At 41.2% G+C, this 23,782-nt stretch carries 20 protein-coding genes; 5 read left to right on the top strand and 15 right to left on the bottom strand.

Features of this window, described 5'->3' with window-relative positions; all coding sequences use genetic code 11:
• Window positions 1–721: 721 nt before the first annotated feature.
• Window positions 722–1,273 carry a D-glycero-beta-D-manno-heptose 1,7-bisphosphate 7-phosphatase gene (gmhB, locus tag IEY42_RS06340; RefSeq protein WP_188924473.1) on the bottom strand — a complete coding sequence of 184 codons (552 nt, stop codon included), beginning with the start codon at window positions 1,271–1,273 and terminating at the stop codon, window positions 722–724.
• Between the two features lie 211 nt (window positions 1,274–1,484).
• On the opposite strand from gmhB, the gene IEY42_RS06345 reads away from it, so the two are divergent.
• Window positions 1,485–2,159: a GntR family transcriptional regulator gene (locus IEY42_RS06345; protein ID WP_188921833.1), complete on the top strand. Its 675-nt coding sequence runs from the start codon at window positions 1,485–1,487 to the stop codon at window positions 2,157–2,159.
• A 96-nt stretch (window positions 2,160–2,255) separates the two neighbouring features.
• Window positions 2,256–3,341 carry a ketoacyl-ACP synthase III gene (locus tag IEY42_RS06350; protein WP_188924474.1) on the top strand — a complete coding sequence of 362 codons (1,086 nt, stop codon included), beginning with the start codon at window positions 2,256–2,258 and terminating at the stop codon, window positions 3,339–3,341.
• A gap of 70 nt (window positions 3,342–3,411) precedes the next feature.
• Here the strand turns inward: IEY42_RS06350 and IEY42_RS06355 are convergent, their stop codons facing one another.
• The 4 genes from IEY42_RS06355 to IEY42_RS06370 all read right to left on the bottom strand — a co-directional run bounded on the left by IEY42_RS06355 (window position 3,412) and on the right by IEY42_RS06370 (window position 8,071).
• Window positions 3,412–4,098, bottom strand: a complete 687-nt coding sequence (locus IEY42_RS06355) for an exonuclease domain-containing protein (RefSeq protein WP_308424981.1) — start codon at window positions 4,096–4,098, stop codon at window positions 3,412–3,414.
• Entirely contained in the window at window positions 4,098–5,945 is a 1,848-nt protein-coding gene (locus IEY42_RS06360) for a DUF294 nucleotidyltransferase-like domain-containing protein (protein WP_188924475.1), read from the bottom strand. The genes IEY42_RS06355 and IEY42_RS06360 overlap by 1 nt, the downstream gene beginning before the upstream one ends.
• 129 nt (window positions 5,946–6,074) lie before the next feature.
• The gene (locus tag IEY42_RS06365) at window positions 6,075–7,793 is read right to left on the bottom strand and encodes a sodium:solute symporter family protein (protein WP_188924476.1); all 1,719 of its coding nucleotides are present in this window, start codon (window positions 7,791–7,793) and stop codon (window positions 6,075–6,077) included.
• Window positions 7,794–7,804: 11 nt separating this feature from the next.
• Window positions 7,805–8,071: a DUF4212 domain-containing protein gene (locus IEY42_RS06370; protein ID WP_188924477.1), complete on the bottom strand. Its 267-nt coding sequence runs from the start codon at window positions 8,069–8,071 to the stop codon at window positions 7,805–7,807.
• 373 nt (window positions 8,072–8,444) lie between these two features.
• On the opposite strand from IEY42_RS06370, the gene IEY42_RS06375 reads away from it, so the two are divergent.
• Window positions 8,445–10,610: a diguanylate cyclase gene (locus tag IEY42_RS06375; RefSeq protein WP_229779943.1), complete on the top strand. Its 2,166-nt coding sequence runs from the start codon at window positions 8,445–8,447 to the stop codon at window positions 10,608–10,610.
• Window positions 10,611–10,793: 183 nt separating this feature from the next.
• Here IEY42_RS06375 and IEY42_RS06380 read toward each other — a convergent pair whose 3' ends face one another.
• The 7 genes from IEY42_RS06380 to IEY42_RS06410 form a co-directional block, all read right to left on the bottom strand.
• Window positions 10,794–11,117 carry a hypothetical protein gene (locus IEY42_RS06380; protein WP_229779944.1) on the bottom strand — a complete coding sequence of 108 codons (324 nt, stop codon included), beginning with the start codon at window positions 11,115–11,117 and terminating at the stop codon, window positions 10,794–10,796.
• A 13-nt stretch (window positions 11,118–11,130) separates the two neighbouring features.
• Window positions 11,131–11,925 carry a DNA-binding protein gene (locus tag IEY42_RS06385; protein WP_188924478.1) on the bottom strand — a complete coding sequence of 265 codons (795 nt, stop codon included), beginning with the start codon at window positions 11,923–11,925 and terminating at the stop codon, window positions 11,131–11,133.
• The gene (locus IEY42_RS06390) at window positions 11,922–12,467 is read right to left on the bottom strand and encodes a core component of ECF transporter (protein WP_188924479.1); all 546 of its coding nucleotides are present in this window, start codon (window positions 12,465–12,467) and stop codon (window positions 11,922–11,924) included. Before IEY42_RS06390 ends, IEY42_RS06385 begins: the two co-directional genes overlap by 4 nt.
• 25 nt (window positions 12,468–12,492) lie before the next feature.
• Entirely contained in the window at window positions 12,493–13,200 is a 708-nt protein-coding gene (locus IEY42_RS06395) for an energy-coupling factor transporter transmembrane component T (protein ID WP_229779950.1), read from the bottom strand.
• A gap of 2 nt (window positions 13,201–13,202) precedes the next feature.
• Window positions 13,203–14,612, bottom strand: a complete 1,410-nt coding sequence (locus tag IEY42_RS06400) for an ATP-binding cassette domain-containing protein (protein WP_188924481.1) — start codon at window positions 14,610–14,612, stop codon at window positions 13,203–13,205.
• 3 nt (window positions 14,613–14,615) lie between these two features.
• Entirely contained in the window at window positions 14,616–16,583 is a 1,968-nt protein-coding gene (locus tag IEY42_RS06405; protein WP_229779945.1) for a TonB-dependent receptor plug domain-containing protein, read from the bottom strand.
• A 206-nt stretch (window positions 16,584–16,789) separates the two neighbouring features.
• A complete protein-coding gene (locus tag IEY42_RS06410) occupies window positions 16,790–18,244 on the bottom strand; it encodes a sigma-54-dependent transcriptional regulator (RefSeq protein WP_188924482.1) in 1,455 nt (484 codons plus the stop codon).
• Between the two features lie 205 nt (window positions 18,245–18,449).
• Between IEY42_RS06410 and IEY42_RS06415 the strand changes: the two genes are divergently transcribed.
• A complete protein-coding gene (locus IEY42_RS06415) occupies window positions 18,450–19,355 on the top strand; it encodes a substrate-binding domain-containing protein (RefSeq protein ID WP_188924483.1) in 906 nt (301 codons plus the stop codon).
• A 46-nt stretch (window positions 19,356–19,401) separates the two neighbouring features.
• Here the strand turns inward: IEY42_RS06415 and IEY42_RS06420 are convergent, their stop codons facing one another.
• The gene (locus IEY42_RS06420) at window positions 19,402–20,853 is read right to left on the bottom strand and encodes an alpha/beta hydrolase (protein ID WP_188924484.1); all 1,452 of its coding nucleotides are present in this window, start codon (window positions 20,851–20,853) and stop codon (window positions 19,402–19,404) included.
• 79 nt (window positions 20,854–20,932) lie between these two features.
• Here IEY42_RS06420 and IEY42_RS06425 point away from each other — a divergent pair, with 79 nt between their 5' ends.
• Complete coding sequence (locus IEY42_RS06425; RefSeq protein WP_188924485.1) at window positions 20,933–21,490, top strand: DUF6942 family protein; 558 nt, start codon at window positions 20,933–20,935, stop codon at window positions 21,488–21,490.
• Here IEY42_RS06425 and nadE read toward each other — a convergent pair.
• Together nadE and IEY42_RS06435 are read right to left on the bottom strand one after the other, a co-directional pair.
• The gene (gene nadE, locus IEY42_RS06430) at window positions 21,487–22,317 is read right to left on the bottom strand and encodes an NAD(+) synthase (protein ID WP_188924486.1); all 831 of its coding nucleotides are present in this window, start codon (window positions 22,315–22,317) and stop codon (window positions 21,487–21,489) included. The genes IEY42_RS06425 and nadE overlap by 4 nt on opposite strands.
• 124 nt (window positions 22,318–22,441) lie before the next feature.
• On the bottom strand, window positions 22,442–23,746 hold the full coding sequence (locus tag IEY42_RS06435) for an inosine/guanosine kinase (protein WP_188924487.1): 1,305 nt from the start codon (window positions 23,744–23,746) through the stop codon (window positions 22,442–22,444).
• Window positions 23,747–23,782: the final 36 nt, after the last annotated feature.

A 23,782-nucleotide genomic window follows, 5' to 3' on the forward strand; every position in this document is an offset into this window, starting at 1 on the left:
GAGCCATGATCAAACTCTTCAATTAAAGTTTTTTCGAGACAACGTCTCGGCTCAATGAATTCTACTGTCATAATTCGCTTCGCTCAAAGAGCTAACGAATTACTTACTACATTACTGTAGTTTCATATTACTATGAACATTCTCATCATCGAGTTTAAATTTTTGATTGCCTACATTCCGAAGAACAAGGAGACAATTTCGAATAACTCAATACCTGTGAATGTCCACACAGATTACTTGATAAATTGTTAAAGAGCGGACTCAGTAACAAAGCGTTAGACGCCGTGTTCCGTGTCAGTGGTGCGCATTATAGGGAACTCATTTTATTGTGCAAGGCCTTTTAATGTTTTTTCTTAAGTTTATTGCTTAATTGCACAGATTTTAAACTTAACGGCTTATTTTAGGCTGTTTTAGCTGGGTTTATGAACAAATTCGGCCTGTTGTTATCATTCTATTTTGTCTTTAATGTCGCTGTAACTGCCCGTGTTATGCATTTGTCTCTATATAAAGTGCCCAATTTATCTCATTAAGCGATAAATGCACTCCAAGCTAGGTTAAAACAATGTTAACTCAGGATAACAAAGCAATAATATGTCTTTTAACGAATACTAGGGATAATTGTAGATAGAAATGCTGTGGGATTAGAATGAGAGAGATTTATAAAACATGCGCTATACAAAGAGATTGTTAGCGCATGCACCATAGGTTCATATTGGGATAATTAACCTTGACTTAAAAATTGTGGTACATCAGCAATACTATCCACTACGGTCGTCGCCAGAGTAATGCCGGCCTCGTCGACCACTTTACCTGAACGAACCAAGATGGCAGTTTGGATACCTGCGGCATGTGCTGCACGGATATCATCAGCCTTGTCACCCACCATCACAGATTGACTCAAGTCGATTTTTAAAAATGAAGCCGCTGAGGTCAACATACCAGGTTTAGGTTTACGGCAGTCACAATCTTGTTTGTATTCACCTATACCTTTATCGGGATGATGTGGACAATAATAAATACCGTCGAGTTCGACACCTTTATCGGCAAAGTTCCAGTCCATCCACTCTGTGAGGTGATGAAAATCATCTTCGCTGTACATGCCACGAGCAATACCAGATTGATTAGTGACAACAACGAGTAAGTAGCCCATGTCTTTTAACGCTTTACAAGCCTCAAATACACCGTCTATATATTCAAAGTCGTCTACGTTATGCACATAACCCGTGTCTTTATTAATGACACCATCGCGATCTAGAAATACTGCCTTCTTCAACCTAACACTCCTTAAACTGGATATTGTTGTGATTATCACATTGACGACTATTTGGTGCCAGATAAACTCACAAATTTTACTTATTTGTTTATTTTAAGTTGCTTTATATTACATTTATGATGTTTATCCATATTTATGTATAGGTTTCACTTTATAAAGCGCTAGCTAAGCGTTACCCTTGCTCGAATATATTAGTAGTGATGAAAATGACATGAGCAATATACCTCCTATTATTCACAAAACCCGCACACAACTTGTTGTTGAAGCACTCAGAGAACAGATCCTTTCGGGTGATATAGAAGGAGGCGAACCGCTCAGACAGTCAGCGATTGCTGAACAATTGAACGTAAGCCGCATCCCTGTACGCGAAGCATTAGTACAATTAGAAGCAGAAGGCCTCATTAACTTTGAGCCTCATAAAGGGGCTACAGCAACTAAATTATCTGTGGAGCAAGTGACTGAGTTATTTGAGTTGCGCGCCATGATTGAATCTGATTTATTGGCTAAAGCAATACCCAATTTAACCGAGCAAGATATTGCCGATGCTGAAGCCGTACTCGTACAATTAGAGTTGGCTTTTAAGCTCAAAGAGTCTGTCGCCAGTTGGAGTGAACTCAACACTCGTTTTCACACTCGTTTGTATAAAGCAGCCAATAGACCACATACACTAGATGTAGTACATGGGTTAAATACCAATTGCGACCGTTATATTCGATTACAACTGCTATTTACGGGTGGCATACCTACGGCTGAACGTGAACACAGAATATTACTTGAACTGTGTAAAGCCGGTGATGTCGAAAAAGCAACGGCATTGTTGCATGAGCACATTTTGAGTGCCGCCGCTTCGATTACCAAATTAGTTGAACAAAAAATTAAGTCATAACAACAATAAAATTCTTAATCAAACATACAGGTTTGATATTATTATCTGATATTAAAGCTATTTATTTAATTGTTAATACCTATTGAGAGAACGCTTATGCAGTATGCACACATTACCGGTTGGGGAAAGTCTGTTCCACCAGCCACACTAACTAACGATGACTTAGCCACGTTCATGGACACTACTGATGAGTGGATCAAGACTCGTACAGGTATTAGTAAGCGCAATATAAGCCACGTTAATACGTCAGAAATGGCCTCTGTCGCGGCCAAACATGCGCTCGCGGCTGCAGGCATTGATGGCAGCGAGCTTGACTTAATCATTTTAGCTACGGCAAGTCCGGATACCTTAATTCCTAATATTGCTTCTACAGTACAGGCAAATATTGGTGCGACATGTGCCGCATTTGACATTAATGCCGCGTGCAGTGGTTTTTTATATGGCGTAGGTTTGGCGAGCTCATTGATAAAAAGTTGCCAAAATAAAAAGGTGTTGATTATTGGTGCTGAACGTCTGTCGTTTTACCTTGATTGGTCACGCCGTGAAACAGCAGTGCTGTTTGGTGATGGTGCTGGAGCAATTGTGCTTGAAGCCAATGAAACTCCGGGCGGTATATTAGGTTATGAGTTAAATAACGATCCTGAAGGTCGTCATATTTTACAGTCTAACTTTGGCACCCAAATGGACCGATTTGATAATGAGTCACTGGATTTTTATATCCACATCAATGGCCAGGAAGTGTTTAAGCGTGCGATTCATGGCATGGCTAACTTAAGCGCAAAAGTGCTCGAAAAATGCAATACCAATATTGATGATGTTGATTTTGTTATTCCACATCAAGCCAATGAGCGGATTATTGATACCCTAGTCAGCCGAATGAAGATCCCAAAAGAAAAAGCCTTTGTGAATATTGCTGACTATGGCAATACTTCTGCGGCAACTATCCCTATCGCCATTTGTGATGCATTATCACAGGGTAGAATTGTCGCTGGACAAACCATTTTGTCATGTGCATTTGGTGCGGGGTTAACCTCTGCGGCGTTGTTACTCAAATGGGGTGAGCGTACCACTGCGATACATACCAGTGATGCCGAATTATCGCCTTGTGACAAAACAGCCTTAGAAATGATTAAGCCAGCGGTTGATCATTTTTTAAGTAAAGTAGACAACAGCGAAGCATAATTGCTGATAATCTGTTGTTTGAAAAATAAAAAACCAGTCATCACGACTGGTTTTTTAATATCAATGAGCATTAATATATATCGATAAGGTTTTTCAGCGATAACTGTTTTATCTCCCCCATCGCTGCAACTTGCGCTAATAACAATTCACCGCAAGATAAGGCATCAACCAACGCATTATGCGCAGAATAAACCGGTAGATGATAACGCTCTCTACTCGCGCCTAATCGCAAAGAACCTTGCCGTAATACATCTTGCTGTCTTAAACAACGCTTTTTTTCTATTGCTAAAGTGTCGATAAACACCAAAGGTATTGAATGTCCAAAACAACGCAGTAACTGTTGTTGAATAAACTGAATATCTAGCGGCGCATGATGGGCGACTAAAATGTGCCCTTGGGTTTGTGCTAAAAACCATTGCATGGCTTGTTCAATTGACAGTGCTTTATGTAATTGATTATCAACAATGCCATGCACAGTGGCACTTTGACCAACACTGCCGCTAATCGCAATCATTAGATGTTGCGCTTTATCTAACGGGATAACACCATTAACAATAGGCACAATACCGATGCTAATCACTTGATCTTGCAATGGGTCTAGCCCTGTCATTTCCAGATCGATCGCCATTAAGGGGGCGTCGATAAAACGTTGACTTAACACAGGTGTGATTGCCGCTAAATAATTTTTTAACGGCAAAGGTAATGATTTTGTTTTACTACGCCACAGTAATACTTTGATCCACCACAGATTGGCCACTAAAAGCTCCTCAAAAACTTCAGCTTTATACCTGCTTGCGCATCATGCACCACCTTAAATGCATCGCGCAATTGATGCCGCAATAATGATGATAAATGCTGTGGCTTTAAAAAATTATTTACCGGTAAATTATTGGTTACCTGATATCCTTGATTGGCTAGGCGCATATGAGCAATAAACTCATGCGCATCAGCAAGATTTAGCGCATCTTTACGATTAATAATATTGGCATCCATTAAGGCTCTGATCCTTTTAGCTGTATTCACCTCTTTGATACCCGCGCTTAATGCGTAAACCCGAGCGATGTCATTAATCAGTGCACTGCCCTTATGCTTTAAATCCATACCTTTGACTTCGCTGCCGTCTCGTTCAAGCACAAACTTTCTAAAAAAGCCCAATGGCGGAGACTCTGTGAGCGAATTACCCGCCATTCCAGCAAGGAAAATATCATTATCTTTTGTCGAGGCTAATACCTCATCTTGTAACTCACTAAACAAACTTATCGGGCCAAATACTGGGCGCATATCAAAAAAGATACTGGCGTGCATTAAAGCTTTGGGTTCAGGCTCAAGCACCCAATGTTTAAATAAGGCTTTCCATTGGTTAAGCGGTAATCGCCATTTAGGGTTTTGCGCCATAATATCGCCAGGGCAATATACATAGCCGCACTGATCAAGCCCCTTACACACCGCTTTAGTTAAGGTGTCAAAATATGCTGCAGCGAACTCATCGGGCTCATGGGCTAACAATAAACCATTATCTTGATCAGAACATGCCACCTGATCTTGGCGACCTTGCGATCCAAATGCTAACCAGCAAAAAGCCATTGGTGCTTGACCCAGTATCTGTTGGTTTAATTCAATTAAACGGCGCGTTAATGCATCTGTAACCGATGTTAGCACTCGGCCGATTTCCTCCGCTCTGGCGTCGGCGCTAATCAAATTTTGTAACAGTAAGGGAATTTGTTTACTCACTTGAATTAAACTGTCGATATTGGCCTGACGGCCTATTTCACCGATGAGCAATAAGGGTTGAGAACGTTGTGCGCGCAATATGTCGGTACTGGTGATCATACCCAGTGCCTCGGTTCCTTCGACCACTGGCAAGTGGTGAATGTTATGCTCACTCATAGTTAACATAGTTTCAAATACCAGCGCATTAGCGTGGGTGGTAATGGGATTAACCGTCATGGCTTGGCTAACCAGAGTGCTGACATCTAACCCTTCGGCAATAACACGATTACGTAAATCACGGTCAGTTAAAATCCCCACTAATTTATGATTATCAATCACCAACACCGATGAAACTCTGTGCTCTCGCATCAATTTAGCGGCATCATTTACACTGGCATGAGCTTGAATAGTAATGGGTTTAGCGCACATAATTGATGTAATGCGGCTAGTAGTGGTGAGATCTTTTGCTTTAAAGCGGCCCTCATTGCGTAAACGCTTGGCAAAAGCTCGGGTGAAAAACTGATCAAAGCTGCGGTGGTCGGCACGTAATTGAGCAAATAACGCCTGAGGTAAATGATAAACGAGGCCATCTTCTAAAATCGCGACCTTATTAACCACTTTCTCACCCGACAATAACGTCGAAAAACCAAAGCATTCGCCTTCTGCAACACGGTCCACTAATACGCCTTCAGGATCGCGTACCTCAAATGCACCACTGCGGACGATATACAATTTAGGGTCGTCTTTATCAAACTCTACAAAAGCAGAGGCTTTACTGTAATAACCCACGGTAATGGTTTTAGCACAACGGCTAATCACTTCAGCGGGTAAGGAGTCAAATGGAGAATGTGCAGCCAAAAATTGTTCTACGGGTTGTAACTCGCTTGCATCCATTATTCATCTCCCTATTGTTTACCTATATCACTATAGCAAAGCGTTTAAACTCAGAGCTATAGGACTAAAGCCCAACAAAAAGAGCGCCGAAGCGCTCTTTTATAATAGCTCAATAATCAAGCTTGATGATTAATGGTCGTGTGCTTCACCAGACCCTTTAGGGAAACGAATAGATTCAACCATTTCCACAATCTCATCAGGAATTTTTGTGGTCACTTTACTGACCGCAAATGCAACACCAAAGTTAATAAACATGCCCACCATACCAAAACCTTCAGGTGAAATACCTATGAACCAATTGTCAGATGAATTAGCTGCCGGATTGATAAACTTAAAGTAAGCAATGTAACTGGCTGTAGATAATAAACCAATCACCATACCGGCAATAGCGCCTTCTTTGTTCATGGTTTTAGAGAAAATACCCATGATAATAGCAGGGAACAATGATGCCGCTGCTAAGCCGAATGCAATCGCTACCACCGCAGCCACAAAGCCTGGCGGGTTAATACCAAAGTAACCCGCCATCACCACACCTAAAGCTGCCGCAATACGGGCGTACATCAACTCTTTTTGGTCAGAGATGTCAGGCATTAAGTTTTTCTTCAGTAAATCGTGCGATACCGATGTTGAGATAACTAACAATAAACCCGCAGATGTTGATAATGCCGCCGCTAAACCACCCGCTGCAACAAGGGCAATAACCCACGCTGGTAGCGAAGCAATTTCTGGGGTAGCAAGTACCATGATATCGCGGTCGATGTTCATTTCATTTTTTTCACCGTTAGTGTAAAAAATATTGCCATCATTGTTTTTATCTTCCCACTTAATTAAACCGGTTTTTTCCCAGTTTTTAATCCACGAAGGTGCTGTTTCATAAGGTACACCGGCTGAATCTGGACCATTAATGGTCTCAATCATATTGACTCGTGAAAACGCTGACAATGCAGGAACCGTGGTGTACATAATTGCAATAAACACTAATGCCCAACCCGCTGATACACGTGCATCTTTCACTTTAGGTACCGTAAAGAAACGCACGATTACGTGTGGTAAACCTGCAGTACCAAACATCAATGCACCTGTAATAAAGAACACGTCAATCATGTCTTTAGAACCTTCAGTGTATTGTGCGAAGCCCAGTTCAGCAGATAATCCATCGAGTTTATCGAGTAAGTACACCCCAGTGCCATTACCCGCAGCGTCAACTAACTCAGCACCAAAACCGATTTGCGGTAAAATATGACCTGTCATCATTACCGAAATAAAGATGGCTGGCACCATAAAAGCAAAAATCAATACGCAATATTGCGCAACCTGAGTATAGGTAATCCCTTTCATGCCGCCTAACACCGCATAAAAGAACACCACCGCCATACCTATGTATACGCCGGTTTCCACCTCAACTTCTAAGAAGCGGGAGAACACCACGCCTACCCCACGCATTTGACCTGCAATGTAGGTAAAACAAATAAAGATGGCACACACTACCGCAACAGTTCGGGCCGTTTGCGAGTAATAGCGGTCACCGATAAAGTCTGGCACAGTAAACTTACCGAATTTGCGCAAATAAGGTGCCATACATAAAGCAAGTAATACATAACCGCCAGTCCAGCCCATTAAATATACTGAACCGTCATATCCCACAAATGACACGATACCCGCCAACGAAATAAATGATGCCGCAGACATCCAGTCTGCCGCCGTTGCCATACCGTTCAACACGGGGTGAACACCGCCACCAGCAACATAAAACTCTTTAGTAGAACCTGCACGAGACCAAATGGCGATCCCGATGTACAGCGCAAAAGTAGCGCCGACAATTAAATAAGTGAGTGTTTGAACATCCATCGTAGTGCCCCTTAGTCTTCCTGAACATTGTATTTTTTGTCTAATGCATTAGCTTTCGCTACATAAACAAAAATCAGCGCCACGAATACATACATTGCACCCTGCTGCGCAAACCAAAACCCCAGTTTGAATCCCATAAAAGTGATTTCGTTAAGTACATCAGCTAATAAAATGCCGCAGCCAAATGACACTGCAGCCCAAATTGCAAGCAAACTAAGTACTAGACGTAAATTCTCACGCCAATAACCCGCTGCCTTATCGTTATTTTCAAAACTCATTGCGACTCCCCTGTGCTAGTTTTTGTAAAGTCATTGTTAATTTAGCAATTCATACCAGCACCACAATCAAGACCTTAGTCGTACCTTTTTTGATAAAACATAATAAAAACCAATAAAATCAAAATTTATCAGAAGCTTATATTCATTTTTATTGTGAGATTTAATTAAAGTGATTAAACTTATTTAGACCAAGGTCGAACAAAAAGCCGATGAAATTGCATGTTAAATTGGCTTTTATGCTAAAAATAAACACAATTACGCTAAAAGTGAACACAATATAAATTGGGGTTTACATTGAAATCTCATCAGTTTCTTGAGATAAGTATTGAATTGTCGTGATGGTTTTTATAATAAAATCAATAAGGATCTCTTTTTGAAGCTTTCCAGCATTAACAAACAACACCTGCTGTTTTCTATTGTTTTGGGCATTGCAGGTTTACTCATCAACTGTTATCCCATTCAGTTTTTCGCCAATGTGCAATTTGTGCTGGGAAACACAGTGACGGTCATTGCCGCCGTTTTACTTGGGCCTTGGTATGCATTTTTAACGGCCATGTTTGCGTCAACAGGCTTAATGATTAACTGGGATAGTCCTCATGTTTACCTATTTTTCGGGCTTGAAGCGTTATTTTTGGGTTATGCAAGACGATTAGATATCTATGCTTTATATGCTGATGCGGCATATTGGCTCGTCATCGGTGCGCCTTTAGTGTACTTATATGTCACCTTTATTATGGAGATCCCTTCGTCGCACTTAGGTTTTATTATCGCTAAACAAGGCGTGAATGGATTAGTGTATACCAGTCTGGCCTCGTTACTCATTTTAGCAATACCTAAGCTGTGGTTTTTTAAGGATAAAGTAAAAGATCGTCATCGACGAATGCTGAGCGCGCAATTAACGTATTTCTTCACCCTTATGGTGACGCTTACCATGCTATTTTCGGCGTTAATATTTAATTATTATTTTTTAGAACGCCAACAGGCCATGTTAAAACAAAACATCAATGATGCGGTGTCCCACTTAGCGACATCGACACAAAACTACTTACGAAACCACAAAACCGTGATTGATAATGCGGCAAAGCAACTCACTATCGTGGCAGATGACCCTAAACAATGGCAAAACATGTTAGTCAATTTGCACGAAAGCTACCCAAGTTTTATCAGTATGCTAATAGCCGATCCCCGTGCAGACATTATTTCAGCCAGTCCCGCCTCGCGCTTGATTAATATTGATAACGAAGAAAACATCAATATTAAAGACCGCGACTATTTTATTGAATCGTTTTACAACCATCGCCTATTTGTCTCATCCGTGTTTTTAGGCCGAGGTTTTGGTAATGATGCGATTATTGCTATGAGTGCGCCTTTCTATACAGACCTTCAGCATACAACCACGGCAGGCATTGTTGAGGGGTCGTTAGATTTAAGCCATTTTTCCCATGTAGACCAAAATAATGAATATACCGACGATGAATCGGTAGTGATGGTCGATGAGCAAAATCAAATTATTTATGCCTCTGAAAAGCTGGGATTAACTGCGTTGTCAGTGTTTAATTTCACTGTCAATGATGGCGTGTATCGCACGAGCCTTGAATTACTCAATATTGAACATCCAGATTCCATTGTGCCTGAATATATCTATGCCCATAAAACACTGGATAATGGCTGGACCGTTTATATTTTAAAAGAGTTCTCACCTTTACTTAAGTTGGCAGAAGAGCAAATGTTTAGCAGTTTTCTTATGCTGCTTATTTCGCTCGTTTGTACTTTTTACATTTCAAGAAAACTCAGCGCGCTATTAACCGTACCGCTAGAGGCGGTTGCAAGCCAGTTCAGTGCATCAGCTGTTGGGGGGACGAAAATACCGAGTATTGATGAAAACTCCCCTAAAGAAGTATTTAACTTGTACCAACGGTTAGCCGCCAGTAAACAGCAGTTGATTGACAATCAAGTTGAATTAGAAGACACCGTAGCCAGACGCACTGAAGAATTAGAAAATGCTAACCGTAAGCTCAAAGAGTTAGTCGACAGAGATCCGCTCACAGGTTTATTTAACCGCCGCTATGCTGAAGGTAAATTTAATGAAATGCTCGACTTTTGTATGCGAAGCGAACAAGCCCTTACCGTGGTCGTATTAGATTTAGATTTATTTAAAGAGGTAAACGACAATTTTGGCCATCTCGCGGGTGACGAATGTTTACGTATTTTTTCTCAGTTATTACAAAAATACTTTAAGCGCGACATTGATATTGTGGCTCGTTATGGAGGCGAGGAGTTTTTATTGATATTACCGCTGAGTAACGCGTTACACATTAAACATCACCTTAATAGCTTTAGAGAAGCTGTATCTGAACAGAGATTCACCTCTCCTGAAGATAAACGTGAATTTAGTGTGACTGTCAGCATTGGGGCAATTACTGCCAATGCTGATTACGCCAATGATTTAGACAAGTGGATTAAAGTGGCAGATGATAATCTGTATCAAGCCAAGCAAGACGGCCGCAATAGAACCATGATTGATATCATCACGGAGTAATGGCTAATAAAACAGATTTAATTGCCCAGTAAACAAAGCTTTCAGCATAATGAGCACTCCGGTGTAAATCATAAACATACATGAGCTGAGCCCTAGGCTCAGCTCATGTTCAATTTAGCGAGTTCAGCCAGAGCAATCCCATGAGTTAAGATAACATTGATGATTAAACTCGATACGGTTCAATCACTCAACCAAGGGTTGGTTTAGCGGTAAACCAACGCATTCAAAGCCATCAATGAGCCAGCGTCGCTGCATACAGTTAAAACAGCTTAGTAATACATCATCAATCATCTCATCTTCATCATCTTCGATAAAATACGGGCAAACTGCAGCAGCCTGCCGAGATTGAATTAAATTATGATTATCAAAACGAAACAACCAACGTCCAGCCACAATATTATTTTGCGTCTCAGCTGTAGTGCTTTGGCGCGAAAGTTCATAAGTAAACCATGGCGTCATGATTGAGCCATCAAACTCTTGATGTTGACTGTGATTGCATCGCTTCATTTCTGTCCCATGTTCAGTATTTTTTTAGCTGTTGTCTTAACGCATTACACCATTGCAGCGCACCGGTTTTTGGGTCTGGCACTTGATATGCCAATAACAAAAATAAATGACCATGGAACACGGCTTTGACCTTACCACTTAATAAAACCTGCTCGTTGCCGTTAAGCATCTGCCCATTCACATCCATGACGCCGTCCAGGCCACATTGTTCAGTGATCTGATCAACGCTTAGCAATACCGAAGGGATTTCTGCAGATAATCCCACTGAAACTTGACCCTTTAACCTGCCATCATTACCGGACAAACGTAAGCCGATACCCGCTAGAGCACCAATCACACCTTGACCTGTACCGCCATGTTCTGATAAATCGACATTGACTGTTTTAGCCAGTTGATAAGCCTCATTTTTAGTTTTAACCATCTGTTTAGCATCAACGCCAAAACCAATGAGTTGGTGACAATCATCAGCCGTTAATGCGTGTTTATCGACAATCGCTAACCCTGGGTCGGCTACCGCAGCACTCTCTGCCACTAGATGTGCAATGCATAACTGTTTGATTTGACTTAACGATAAATCAGACTCTAGCTCAAAACACATTGCACTATTGTGGGAGGTGTATGGAATATCTGGATGCACAAATAACTGATGCCTTGTCACCCAAGTAGCATGCTTTACCTTGCGATCATTGACCGATCTCACAACAGACTTAGCCATAATAAGGTGCATAATTTCCTCGGCAATTTCACCTGTGCCTTTGGTGCCAATATCATCAGTATCGTCAATACAAATTAACCAGGTTGTTGTCATTTATCTCGCATCCCATTTTTCATTAGTAAATCATGCGCATCTAGACGCTTTAAAATCAGCGGTACCAATAATGCGCCTAATACAGCAAACGCACCGCCGCTTAGGCAGTTAATCCCAAATTGAAGTAAGACAATGTTGATGTCCATTCCCACTAAAAAATCTTGCACACCAGACTTAAGAGCCCATGCAACTGAGCCTATTAACGCCAGTAAAATCAGTCGAACCTTAAGCGAGAATAACGTCCCGATAAACAGTAAGCCGATGTCCATTGCGATAGCAGGTAAAGTAAATTTCAATAAAATAAATAAACCGCCTTTACCAACGCCTAAAATCATCGCTAACATGCCCGATAACAATCCGCATAAGGTAATACTGCCAACTTTATTGGTGGCTCCATAGCACACTAAATAAAATAAACTCATTAAAAACATGGAGTGGCCAGAAAAACCTAGCTTCATCCGCAACATACTTTTTATCACCACCAGTAATGTTGCACAAAAACCAATAAACAAAGAGTGGTGTAAATTAAATCTCGAATTCATTTACCAATACCTTAATGTCATAACGTTAGTTTAACGGCCAATGAGTGTGGGTTGATGATTTATCGAAATGTCGTTGGTTTGCAGAATGTGCAATGTGTTTTGACAAACTTAACAATTGAATAAGCAAAGGAAATAACACGCACTTAACTAGCTCATACCAATTGATAGGGTTCATTAATGCTTTAGGGGTAATACGCGCGCCACGTAAGCATTGAATATGGTAAATGTCTCGAGCTTCTTGGCCAATAAAAGGTAATACTTTTATTGATGTTGTCACTACAAATGCCCATTTTGTCGGCAGCAATAAACTGAGAACCTGGCTTATTTGATGGCTTGATTGCGTACTCGCAAGCCACCAGCTCGGCAACATTACTAGTATGATACGAGTCACCACAATGACCGCTTCAAATAAGCGATCTTGGCCATAAAGCAAAACATACAAGCCAATGGTCACCAGCGATTGGAATATAAAGAGTTTGATTAACGGGGCGAGTTTAGCCTGGCAAAACCATGCATGAACCAGTAGGCAAGTATTGATGAGCAATAAGTAACCTAGGTGTTGCTGTAACACTAAAAAGGCACTCATTGATAAAACAATACTAAAAGCGATTGCGGCACTGCATAAAATAAGCTTTTGTTTTGAGCGTAAAATAGCGTTGTTTAATGTACTCTTTTCAGGTGTAAGGTCGGTTAATGTATATTTGTCACGTTTGGCTGATTTTAAATGTATCATCACTAAGATGCTCTTTTTAACACATTGTGTTCAGTAAGCTGTTGCTGCTCAATGAGCCAACACTTACTCAGTAATGAAGACAATATTGGACGATGACTAGAAAAAATAATCGCTCCGCCGTTTTCAGAAAAGTGTTTTAAAGCATTAATCACCAGTGGAAAATAATGATTATCTAATCCGGCGAAAGGATCATCTAATAATAAGATTTTAGGTTTTATGCACAGCACTGATGCTAATGCCACAAGATGTTGTTGCCCATAAGACAACTTATGCGGAGAATGCGACGCTAAAGGCAATAAATTTAACTGTGTTAATATCTCCGTTGCATTGGTTAATGGTAATCCGAATCGTTTAAGGCTAAATTCAAGCTCTTGCAGTACCGTCATTTCAAAAAGCTGCCTTGACGGTCTTTGCATTAAAAAACCTAAGTTTGCCCCAAATAATCCCAGTTTAGGTGTTTTACCTAACAATGAAATCTGACCTTTGTATTCATCACTCACACCGACAATTTGATTGAACAAACTGGTTTTACCGCAACCATTTTCACCAAATAAGCCCACAATATCACCAGCATGTAGACTCACAGTATCATTGATGTGCAATGTTGCGATTTGATTAGCATACCTAATCGTTACGTCCGACAAGGTCAGTAAACAATTGCTTTGCGCGGCAGCATCACCATTTTGCTGCAGAGCCATATTAACGGGCATGTTATCGCCTGAAGATAAGGAGGCAGTATGACGGCTGATGTTATCGGCAATCGGCTCGCTTGCTTGTAGTGCTTGAGTCGCAGGGATGAGCTCGCCTAAGGTTAATTGCCATTGAAAATCAATAATGTCAGTAAATGGATCAGTATTGTGCTCCACTATTACCACACTAACACCTGCCTCAAGTAAGTCGGTTAATACCTTACAAAGCTCGGTAATGCCTTGATTATCAAGTTGCGCCCAAGGCTCATCGATTAACATCAAGTTAGGTTCAAATACCCATTGAGCTGCCAGCATCAAACGATACTTTTGCCCTAAAGAGAGATGAGTTACGGGCGTATTGAGCGGTAAGGCTAACCCGACTTTAGCTAATGCCTGTTCAACTAATGGCAACATATCCAAAGCAGGAACAGATAAATTTTCAAGCCCAAATGCAACTTCAGCGCCTATGGTTTCTCTCACCAATTGCACATGAGGGTCTTGCATGATCATGCCAATGATGAGCTCTGGGCTATGGGTTATTTTCCCTCGATAATTAAATTGATTTGGCATTGCCATCAGTTGCAATAGGGTTGTTTTACCACAACCTGTCGCACCACTAATGCAGTGGCATTCTCCAGCATTTATCTGAAGATTAAGGTTTTGATACAAATCAGTTGAACTACCCTGTTGCAGTTCAACCTGATGCAATGCCAGTAAGGTCATGAATTAAAGCTGCCAGTTAATACCAACAAACACTTGTCGGCCTGCTTGCGGCAGTGCTTCACTCTGATAATAATTTTCATCTAATAAATTAGTCGCTCTGATATAAGCTTCTAAGTTATCGCCCATAATCGGCTGCGAAAGACCAAGATCAATTAAGGTATAATTATCGACATCATTTTGCAGCGACACTTTGGTACCGCTGACTTTCTCACTGGTATAGAATACTTGATCTGCAATGTGCTCAATATCAAGGTTCACTTTCAATCCAATATCAAATTGATATTGGCCTTGGAAACGATATTGATGCTTAGGTCGGTACTCAAGTTCTGTCATATCATCTTCATCTGACGATTCAGAGTCTAAATAGCTATAAGAAACCGTGAGCATTAAATCATCAAAATATTGATTTTTAATCGATAAATCGACACCTTTAAACTTATAGTCACCTAAATTTTGATAAATACTGTCGTCATCTTTGGCAATATAATCATCTGCTTCAGTATAAAAACCAGTCACATCGAATTCGGTTTGGTAACCTAAGCCCTGTTTAAGACCTAATTCAAAATGCGCAGACTCTTCAGGCTTCAAGTCTTCATTGCCGGATGATTGAGAATACAGGTTAGTTAATAAAGGAAAACGCACTTTACGTGCAACACCGGCGTGTACTTTGCTGTTATCAGCAACGTTCCAATAACCCGATAATTGTCCCGAGTAATTATCATCATTGCCTCGGTCTTGCTCATGATTGTGAGCCGATAAACCTAAGGTGATGCCATAAAGATCATCACTCTGATACTGATACTCTGCCGCTAAGGTATGCAACCAGGCTTGCTCATCAAACAGATCACTTATATCAGAACCCGAAGTGATACTGGATGATTCCCAACCTTGCTGTTCGCTAATAAGCGAGGTGGTAAAAATGCCATAATCAAACAAATCTTTAACCAATTGCAGGTTGGCACCTTGAACCGTTGAGGTACTGTCTTCGCTCGATTTAATATCCTCATAATCACTTTTCTTATAGGTGACATCTAACGTATTGCTTTCGTTATGATAAACGTAACCACGGAATATCAGCGACGGTGAAAATTTATGTGCTACACCTACCTGCACGACTAGACTGTCAAAATCATCAATGCGTTCATATTTAACTTTCTTTGTACCCGTTCCATCAGCACTCGGTTTACCCCATTCTGCTGAATTATAGCTAATGTTTCCAGTTAACGTTGTGTCATCTGACGCAAAGTAACTGCCTTGTGCGTATACATTATCTAAAGTTTTATCCGCATTTAAACGAGTATCTCCGCTTTGATCATCAGTGTCTTCATAATCTGATGACATTGGAAAACCATCTGTCTCTTGATGGTTATAACTCATAAACCCTTGCCAGTTACTACTGCTGCCAGCAAGGTTTAAGCTGCCATTCATGGTGTCATTTTCAGAAAACTCGAGATTACCGGAAACATTGGCTTCCATATCGTCTTCACGAGTAATGATATTAATTACACCACCCGCCCCGCCTGGGCCATAGAGTACCGACGACGGCCCAACAGACACTTCAATAGACTCGATTAATGCGGTAGGAACCACACTAGGATCAAATTGGCCATCTTCAGCGCTATTCGCTGGTACGCCATTGATTAAATAAATAACATGTCTGGACTTAAAGCCGCGAATATCGACCCTTGGTGTACCTTGGCCACCGACTCGGACATAAATACCAGGAACGGTTTTCAACACTTTATCTAGGCTTTGTGCACCTGAAGCTTCAATGTCAGCTCTTGATAGACTCCAGTGAGTCATTGATGATTCCACTGCAGATGCGCTTTGGCCTTTTACAACAATAACCTCTTGAATGTTTAATAGAGGATCCCGTTCAATGTCATCAGCCATAGCGTTAAAGCTAGCGAAGATCGCAATCGATAAAAGGGAAACACGTAAGGGGGTGCGCGAAAGGTTAATTTGATTCACGGGGCAACATCGTCCTGTTTTCTGTAGGTTCAATCGTAAGTGTGGGTATTCTTGCCGATGGCCTCAATTAAGCTCAAGCTTGATTAACAAAAACTACAACTAAGGCAACAAAAATCACTTAAAAGGAAACGAAAAAAACAGAAATGGACAATTTGTCCAAAAGTAAAGCCAACACTGTCATCTAATTTATGGTTAACAATTTACAACTAATCGAGCTCCCATTCTTTCACTTTACGGTCTACCGTTTTACGCGACACGCCTAAATGTTCAGCAGCCAACACTTTATTGCCATTATATTGCTCAATAACCCGGATGATATGCGCCTTCTCAATAGACTGTAAATCCCAGTCAATAGGGAGATAATGTTGTCCGAGGCTAGAGTGTGGTGTATCGATTTGATTGGCACTTAGAAGGTTGGACGTTTCGGGCAATTGCTGCAAATATTCCTTAGGCGCAATATTGAGTAAAAAACATTGTTCAATGGTATTTTTTAGCTCTTGGATATTCCCCGGCCAATAATAATCAGTTAAACATTGAAAATCTGAAATGCCCCATTTCGAATAATCATTTAACAGTGCCTTACGACTGCTTTTATGCTGTATTAAGCAGCGATTAATGAAAAATTTCGTCAGCATGACAATATCTTCAGGACGTTGCCGCAATGGAGGTAACGAAACGATAAATTCAGCAAGACGATAGTACAGTTCAACTAAAAACTCGCCTCTTTGTACCCGAGAAAACAATCGCGCTGTACTCATACTGACTAGCCTAACATGCTGATACTCATTTAATTTTATTGAGTCTAATACGATGAGCAACTCGACTTGTTTATCCATAGGCAATTCAGCAATATGATTAAAGACTAACCAATTTGTTTGTGAGGTGTTAGCACAATACAAGCCTAACTTTTTTGCATCGAGTTCACTCGGGGCGCGGCAATCAATCATCATAAAATGACTAGGAGAGCATAATGATTGTTGCAATTGAGACACTGCTAATTTTTTACCGGTTCCCACCTCGCCTTCCAGTAATAGTGCATTACCAGTAGAGCTGATGATGTTTAATGTTCTCTTTACCTGTTTAATCGCGACGCTATCACCAATATAAAGTGAAAAGGCACTGTTGTGACTATTTGTCTGGGTATCAAGCGTTAAGGTATCAACAATAGAAGTACTAGCCACTGATGACCGTTGAAGCAACCAGCGAGAAATAACAGCATTCACCTCAACAGTTTCGATTGGTTTTGCAATAAAATCACAAGCGCCTTTGCGCATAGCATATAAAATATCTTCCGATGTAAGCGACTGGCTAATGACAATAAATTGCTGAGGAAAGGTTAAATAAGCAGATTCTATCGTGGCGTTAATGGGCGATGAGCCCTTGGCATCGCTCAATTGTGTGGCTTTAGTCTCTGGGTGAACACTTTGATTTACATCAGGGAACAAGGATTCAAACTCATCAACAACATCTAATTCAATAATACACAGATTAAAGTTAAACCGTTGAAACAGAGCCGAAGCATGTTCAACATTACGAGCAAGCTCAACGAGGCCAAAATAGCGCTTTAATAGCGAAGATAGTGCCTGCCAATTAGACAGGTCGGGGTCTATCACTAATACCGCTTGTTCGGGTTTTTCACAGTGTATTTGTTCAACACTCATTGCTTGCTACCTTAGCCTCAGTCATCCCCTTCCCTTAAACGGATTATATTGAGTGATATGATCGCTAATACCACTTTTAAACACAACGTAAAAAATCAAAATTCGCCCTATTGACTCAGTTTTTTAATAAGATGATTTTCAAAGCGTTAAACTCACCTTACAATAAACACAGATTGGGTTTCATGAACATCCTAATGAGAATTATATGCCTATTGAATCAAACATCATTTACATGAACACCAAGCAAGTTGCAGAATATCTCGATTTAAATGAAAAGAAAGTCTACTCAATGGCAAATCACCACATCCTCCCAGCCACAAAAGTAACGGGGAAATGGTTATTTCCTAAAGTATTGATAGACCGTTGGCTAATGGACTCCTGCCATAGTGGAATGCTCTCTGACAGAATGCATATCACTGGCAGTGACGACCCTTTGTTATCGATGCTTGTCGCCCAATTAATGGCCAAAAGTGAACATCAAAAAATCATCAGTTACAGCGCGACAGGCTCAACATTAGGTTTAGAGTTATTGTCACGCGGTTATGCCGATGTTTGCAGTATTCACTGGGAGAGTATCAATGACGATCGTGACAGTATATTTTCATTATTAAAAAGCTTTCCAAACCACCAGCAATGGATAATGGTTAGTGGTTATGAGCGCCATCAAGGATTAATGGTTAGACAAGAAATGGCCGATTTGTTTAACGACAATATCGATATTCCAAAGCAGCCACTGCGCTGGGTATCCCGTCAACAAGGCGCTGGGAGCCAGCAACATCTGGCCAATTGGTTAGCTTCTAATAAAACTAGCTTGGATGAATTGCTGTTCACCGCTACAGCAAACTCAGAACGTGAACTGGCCGGTTATATTGCCCGCAACAATGCCGATATTGGCTTTGGTTGTGAAGCCGTAGCCAGAGAAAGCGGCTTACACTTTATCCCTAAGCTGACTGAATCTTTTGACTTTGTTATGTCGCAAAGTATCTTTTTTAGACGTCAACTACAGGCATTATTAACACTCTTAAAACAGCCACAAACAGCGCAATTAGCCCAGCAATTATCAGGCTATAAGCTCGTTGAAAGCGGCCAAATTATCTGGCGAGGCCAATAATAACGGTGCGAGTACTCATTAAGTACAGGTCGCTCAATTACCAACATCATTGCGTTGTAAACACATCGATCCGACTCATCATATAAGGGTAAAATGGGTTCCATTTTTGGCGTAACATATCGGCAGCCGTTATGCTATAAATGCCCCGTTCGCCCTGATATATTTCCCTGCCAATTTGAATAATATCTTTGTTTGCATTTGCTAATGGTCCATACAATGGATCTTCAATTGGAAACGGTAACGCCACATGTGATAACGAATATACCTCTGCAGGCCACGTTAACTCTAACTCAACAACGTCTTCAATGGGTTGTTTATAACTGAGCTCTCGTACCCGAACATATGGCTCATTATGGGGACTATTTTCAATAAGACTCAACCGGTAAGGTAACGGGTTTGCCAGCCAATAAGGCGCAAACTCAGCTAATGGATCTTGAATAAGCAAATAATTGTGACTGCGTGCTCGGTTAACATCAAATAACACTAATTCGTGTCCTTGAGACGCTGGCATCAACTGATAAAGCTGTTTTACCACCGCAAGTGATGACACGGTATTATCAACCACGGATTGAAAGGTCAGCATTGGCGGAATTAACTTCACCTGTGCAGGTGACAAATCTGCGATTATGGTTCGATTGCGTTGCGTGAGTTGATAAACCACATCACCAGCATTGACCGCAAAAGACAAATATTTAAATGGATCATACTCGGTCTGAATACTGTTCCAATACAGCTTATCTTGCCCAAGTAGCCCGCCTAACTTAGCCTGCCAATAAGCCCCTGCGGCAATGGGCGCTAACCCTACCGCAGGCGATAAAAATATCATCCCGGCAAATGCGCAGGGCTTATTTGAACTGATATTTTCTAATTCGTGATTTAACGCTAATGCTGCACCAGTTGAAAACCCCACAACATACACAGGTTTACCCGCTAAGGTTTGCGATAAATGCTCGGTTGCCAGCGCAACCGCACCGGCTAAATCGGGCCAAGTGATATCGGTAAGCCCAGAGGGTATTGTGCCGTGACCCGGTAAGCGTAAACCGACAATGTGAGCTTGATGTTGATAGTGCTCAGCAATATGTGACAGTGAATAAAGCGAGTCAGACATGCCGTGAAGCAATAATAAGCCAAACTCTGCATCCGGGTTGGGCCATTCGAAAGACCGATTCCAGTTTTGCTGCCATAATGCAGGATCGGACATACTGTGGCGTTCATAACGGTTGAAAGGTGATGATAAACGAGGTTGATATTGTTGATAAATTTTGCGTTCAACCTCAGCAAACAGTTTATCTTCTAATTTAAGATATTGATTAAAGTCGGCTAGTCCTGACTGCTGATGATATTCTGACGTAAGATGAGTGGTATGCCATAGAGATAAATTTGGCCGATCATTTAATAGCCACACTGCGGTGATCAAAATAGCCACAACAATCCCGACAGTGGCATACAAGCTGGCAAACAGCAGGTGTTTTGTAGAACCTATGACAATCGCACGCATTTTTTGCCTTAATCAATGATTATCGTAAACTCATTTATTTTTAATAATGACTTTTTTAATGCAGTCATAGAGGAATAACATGCCATCACAGCCAACCACATTAACCTTAGGCGCGAGTAAAGCTGAGGTAATTTTTTACTTACCGACTCCACCATTACTGCCGCCGGATTGGCATCATAATCACCCTAATGCCATCACGGATATCATTGCTTTAAATGGTAATCACTGGCGTAAAATTGTCACTATTATGGCTAAAATTTGTTGCCGACACGCCGACCTCAGCGCAAACAATGGTGCAGCCTGGAAGCCAATCAGACAAAGTCTGCTTCAAGATGTATCGCCACAATCGTTAGCGCACCGATTAAGCTGCCAAATACAGATTATTCCGAGCCAATTAAGCCATGCGACTGAGCGGTTATGCAACCCACAATCTTGGCATATTGTTTGCGGTAAAGAAACCCAACAACGTCTTGGGTTACACACCATTGAACATACGCAAACAGTTGACGTTAATAATAAAATACAGCGTCAGCAAACATGTTTACTGACGCCATATTTAGATTACCGACAATATGCCAATGCCCTTATTGAAACAACAAGGCAGCTGATTGCCAGAGAAGATTTACCCCAAGATTAATCGTAAATGGTTGGAATAGGCTGACGCTTATGTTGAGTGCGCTTGTAAATGCCAACCAATTTGTCTTCAACCGTTTGAGGCACGTCTTTGCCTTCTAAAAAGTCATCAATTTGATCATAGGTTAACCCTAATGCAACCTCATCGGCTAACTGCGGCTTGTTGTCTTCTAAATCAGCAGTTGGCGCTTTATTAACCAATAAATCAGGTGCGCCTAAAAACGCCGCGAGTTTACGTACTTGACGTTTATTTAAACCAAACAAAGGCGCTAAATCACATGCTCCATCACCAAATTTAGTATAAAAACCGGTAATGTTTTCTGCGCTGTGATCGGTACCTACCACTAAGCCTCCTAACACCCCAGCAATATTATATTGTGCAATCATCCGCATTCTGGCTTTGACATTACCTTTAACAAAATCGAGTTTGTTTTCATCTGGTAGTTCAATATTGGCTTCAACTAAACCTGCTAAGGTTGCATGATGAACCCCAAGTACGCCGTCAGCAATATTAACGGTAACCTGCCTAGATGGTTTAATAAATTGACATGATAGCTGGGCTTCATCTTCATCTTTTTGTACTTGATATGGCAGACGAACAGCAATAAATTGATAAGAGATTTCGCTCTGTTCTTGGTTTAGTCCGTCGACGGCTAATTGGCATAAACGCCCTGCTAATGAAGAATCCACTCCACCGCTAATGCCTAACACAACGCAACGACTATGTGATTCTTTAAGTTTTGCTTTAATAAATGCCACACGGCGCTGAACTTCAAACTCAGGCTCGATTGCCTTAAGTACATGCATCTCTCTTAAGATTTGTCCTTTCACGTGACGCTCCTGATGGCTTTTAAATTTGGGGGTTTAATTCTGGGTTGAGGCTATTCTATTAAAATCCTACCAAAAAAAAACGATAATGATTCATCATTATCGTTTTTTTTTGCATTAAGCTGAATTAACGTTCCCAGTATGACTCTTCTAGGCTGTCTTCACGTTCAGGCAAACCACGCGATAAACGCGGGCTATGCTGGGCTAACACTTCGTATGCAACACGGTTGGCGTATTTACACACCTGTGAAAACGATGAATAACATAAACCATCACGTTTATGTTTGCTTGACCCTGGTACGTTAGTTTTATGAAACGTATTAGCAGACAAATCATGAAGTAAAGCCGATAACGCGCCATCACCTGCCCCGTTAGTATTCCGAATAAGCTCAGGCCCGCCCATGTACGGCGAGATGTGCGCATATACTTTTATCGGTGTCTCGCAATCGTCTTTGAGCATAGGCCGAGAAAACTCATAACGGTTAAACTCAGGAATGGCACCTGGCAATAGCGTATGACTGGTTTCGCGTTTGGCGCTGTCTTCTGCATATCCGGCGGTATATAGACCAATCGGTCCTGCGGTAGTCAAAACCATGTCACACCATTCAAGCGCGGCTTCACTGGCCAATAGCGGGTCTTTAAAGCCCGTTAACGCTTCGCCTTCATCTTCGTTCATGGCCAAAATGGTTACATGATTGCGAATAAAGTCTTGCCACCATTTGGGATCTTCTTGAATTAAAAAGCGTGTACCTAAGGTTAATACCACAGGCACTTCGGCTTCTTTAGCGTATTCAATGGCGGTCATCGCGGCATCGGTAATACCATCACCGTCACTGGCTCGCATCAAGTAAGCGGTTAATACCAGTGCTGAACAGCCTTGGATGACGTCTTTGTTAATAAACTCTGGCGTTAATTTGTCCATTGAACCTTTGCTAATAGCAAAAGTGCGTTCACCACAATCAGAAATCAAGGTAAAACAACGGCCAATAGGGCCATCAACAGGCTGTAAATAGTTTAAATCGACTTTTGATGAAGTGTTGCATAAATAACGATATGCATAACTGCCAACCATGACTTTTTGACTCATGACACCAAATAAAACAGAACGATCGTCAGCTAGAATTGAATAATTGTGAACCGTGTTACCGATGGTACCACCGGCAAACTCGTCACTGATCATCTCATTTGATTTAAGCTCGTGATACAAATTATGTGCTTGTTCATCGTTAATGAGGGTAGAGTTACCTTTAGGTAAACCATATCGCTCAAGTAATTCGTCTTCGACTTTGGCTTCAATATCGACAAGTGTCTGATCAATACCACAAATATAGGTAGAAAATGGCTGCGGCTGCTGCGTAAGTTGAGCCAATAATGGATCACGACTTTTTACAGGAAAATAGTGCTTTGACTTACGTTGACCGGGAAACTTCATATTGGGCTCTCATAGCTTAGCGTCCGTGCCAGTGTG

This window comes from Shewanella algicola (genome assembly GCF_014648035.1).
Taxonomy (GTDB): Bacteria; Pseudomonadota; Gammaproteobacteria; order Enterobacterales; family Shewanellaceae; genus Shewanella; species Shewanella algicola.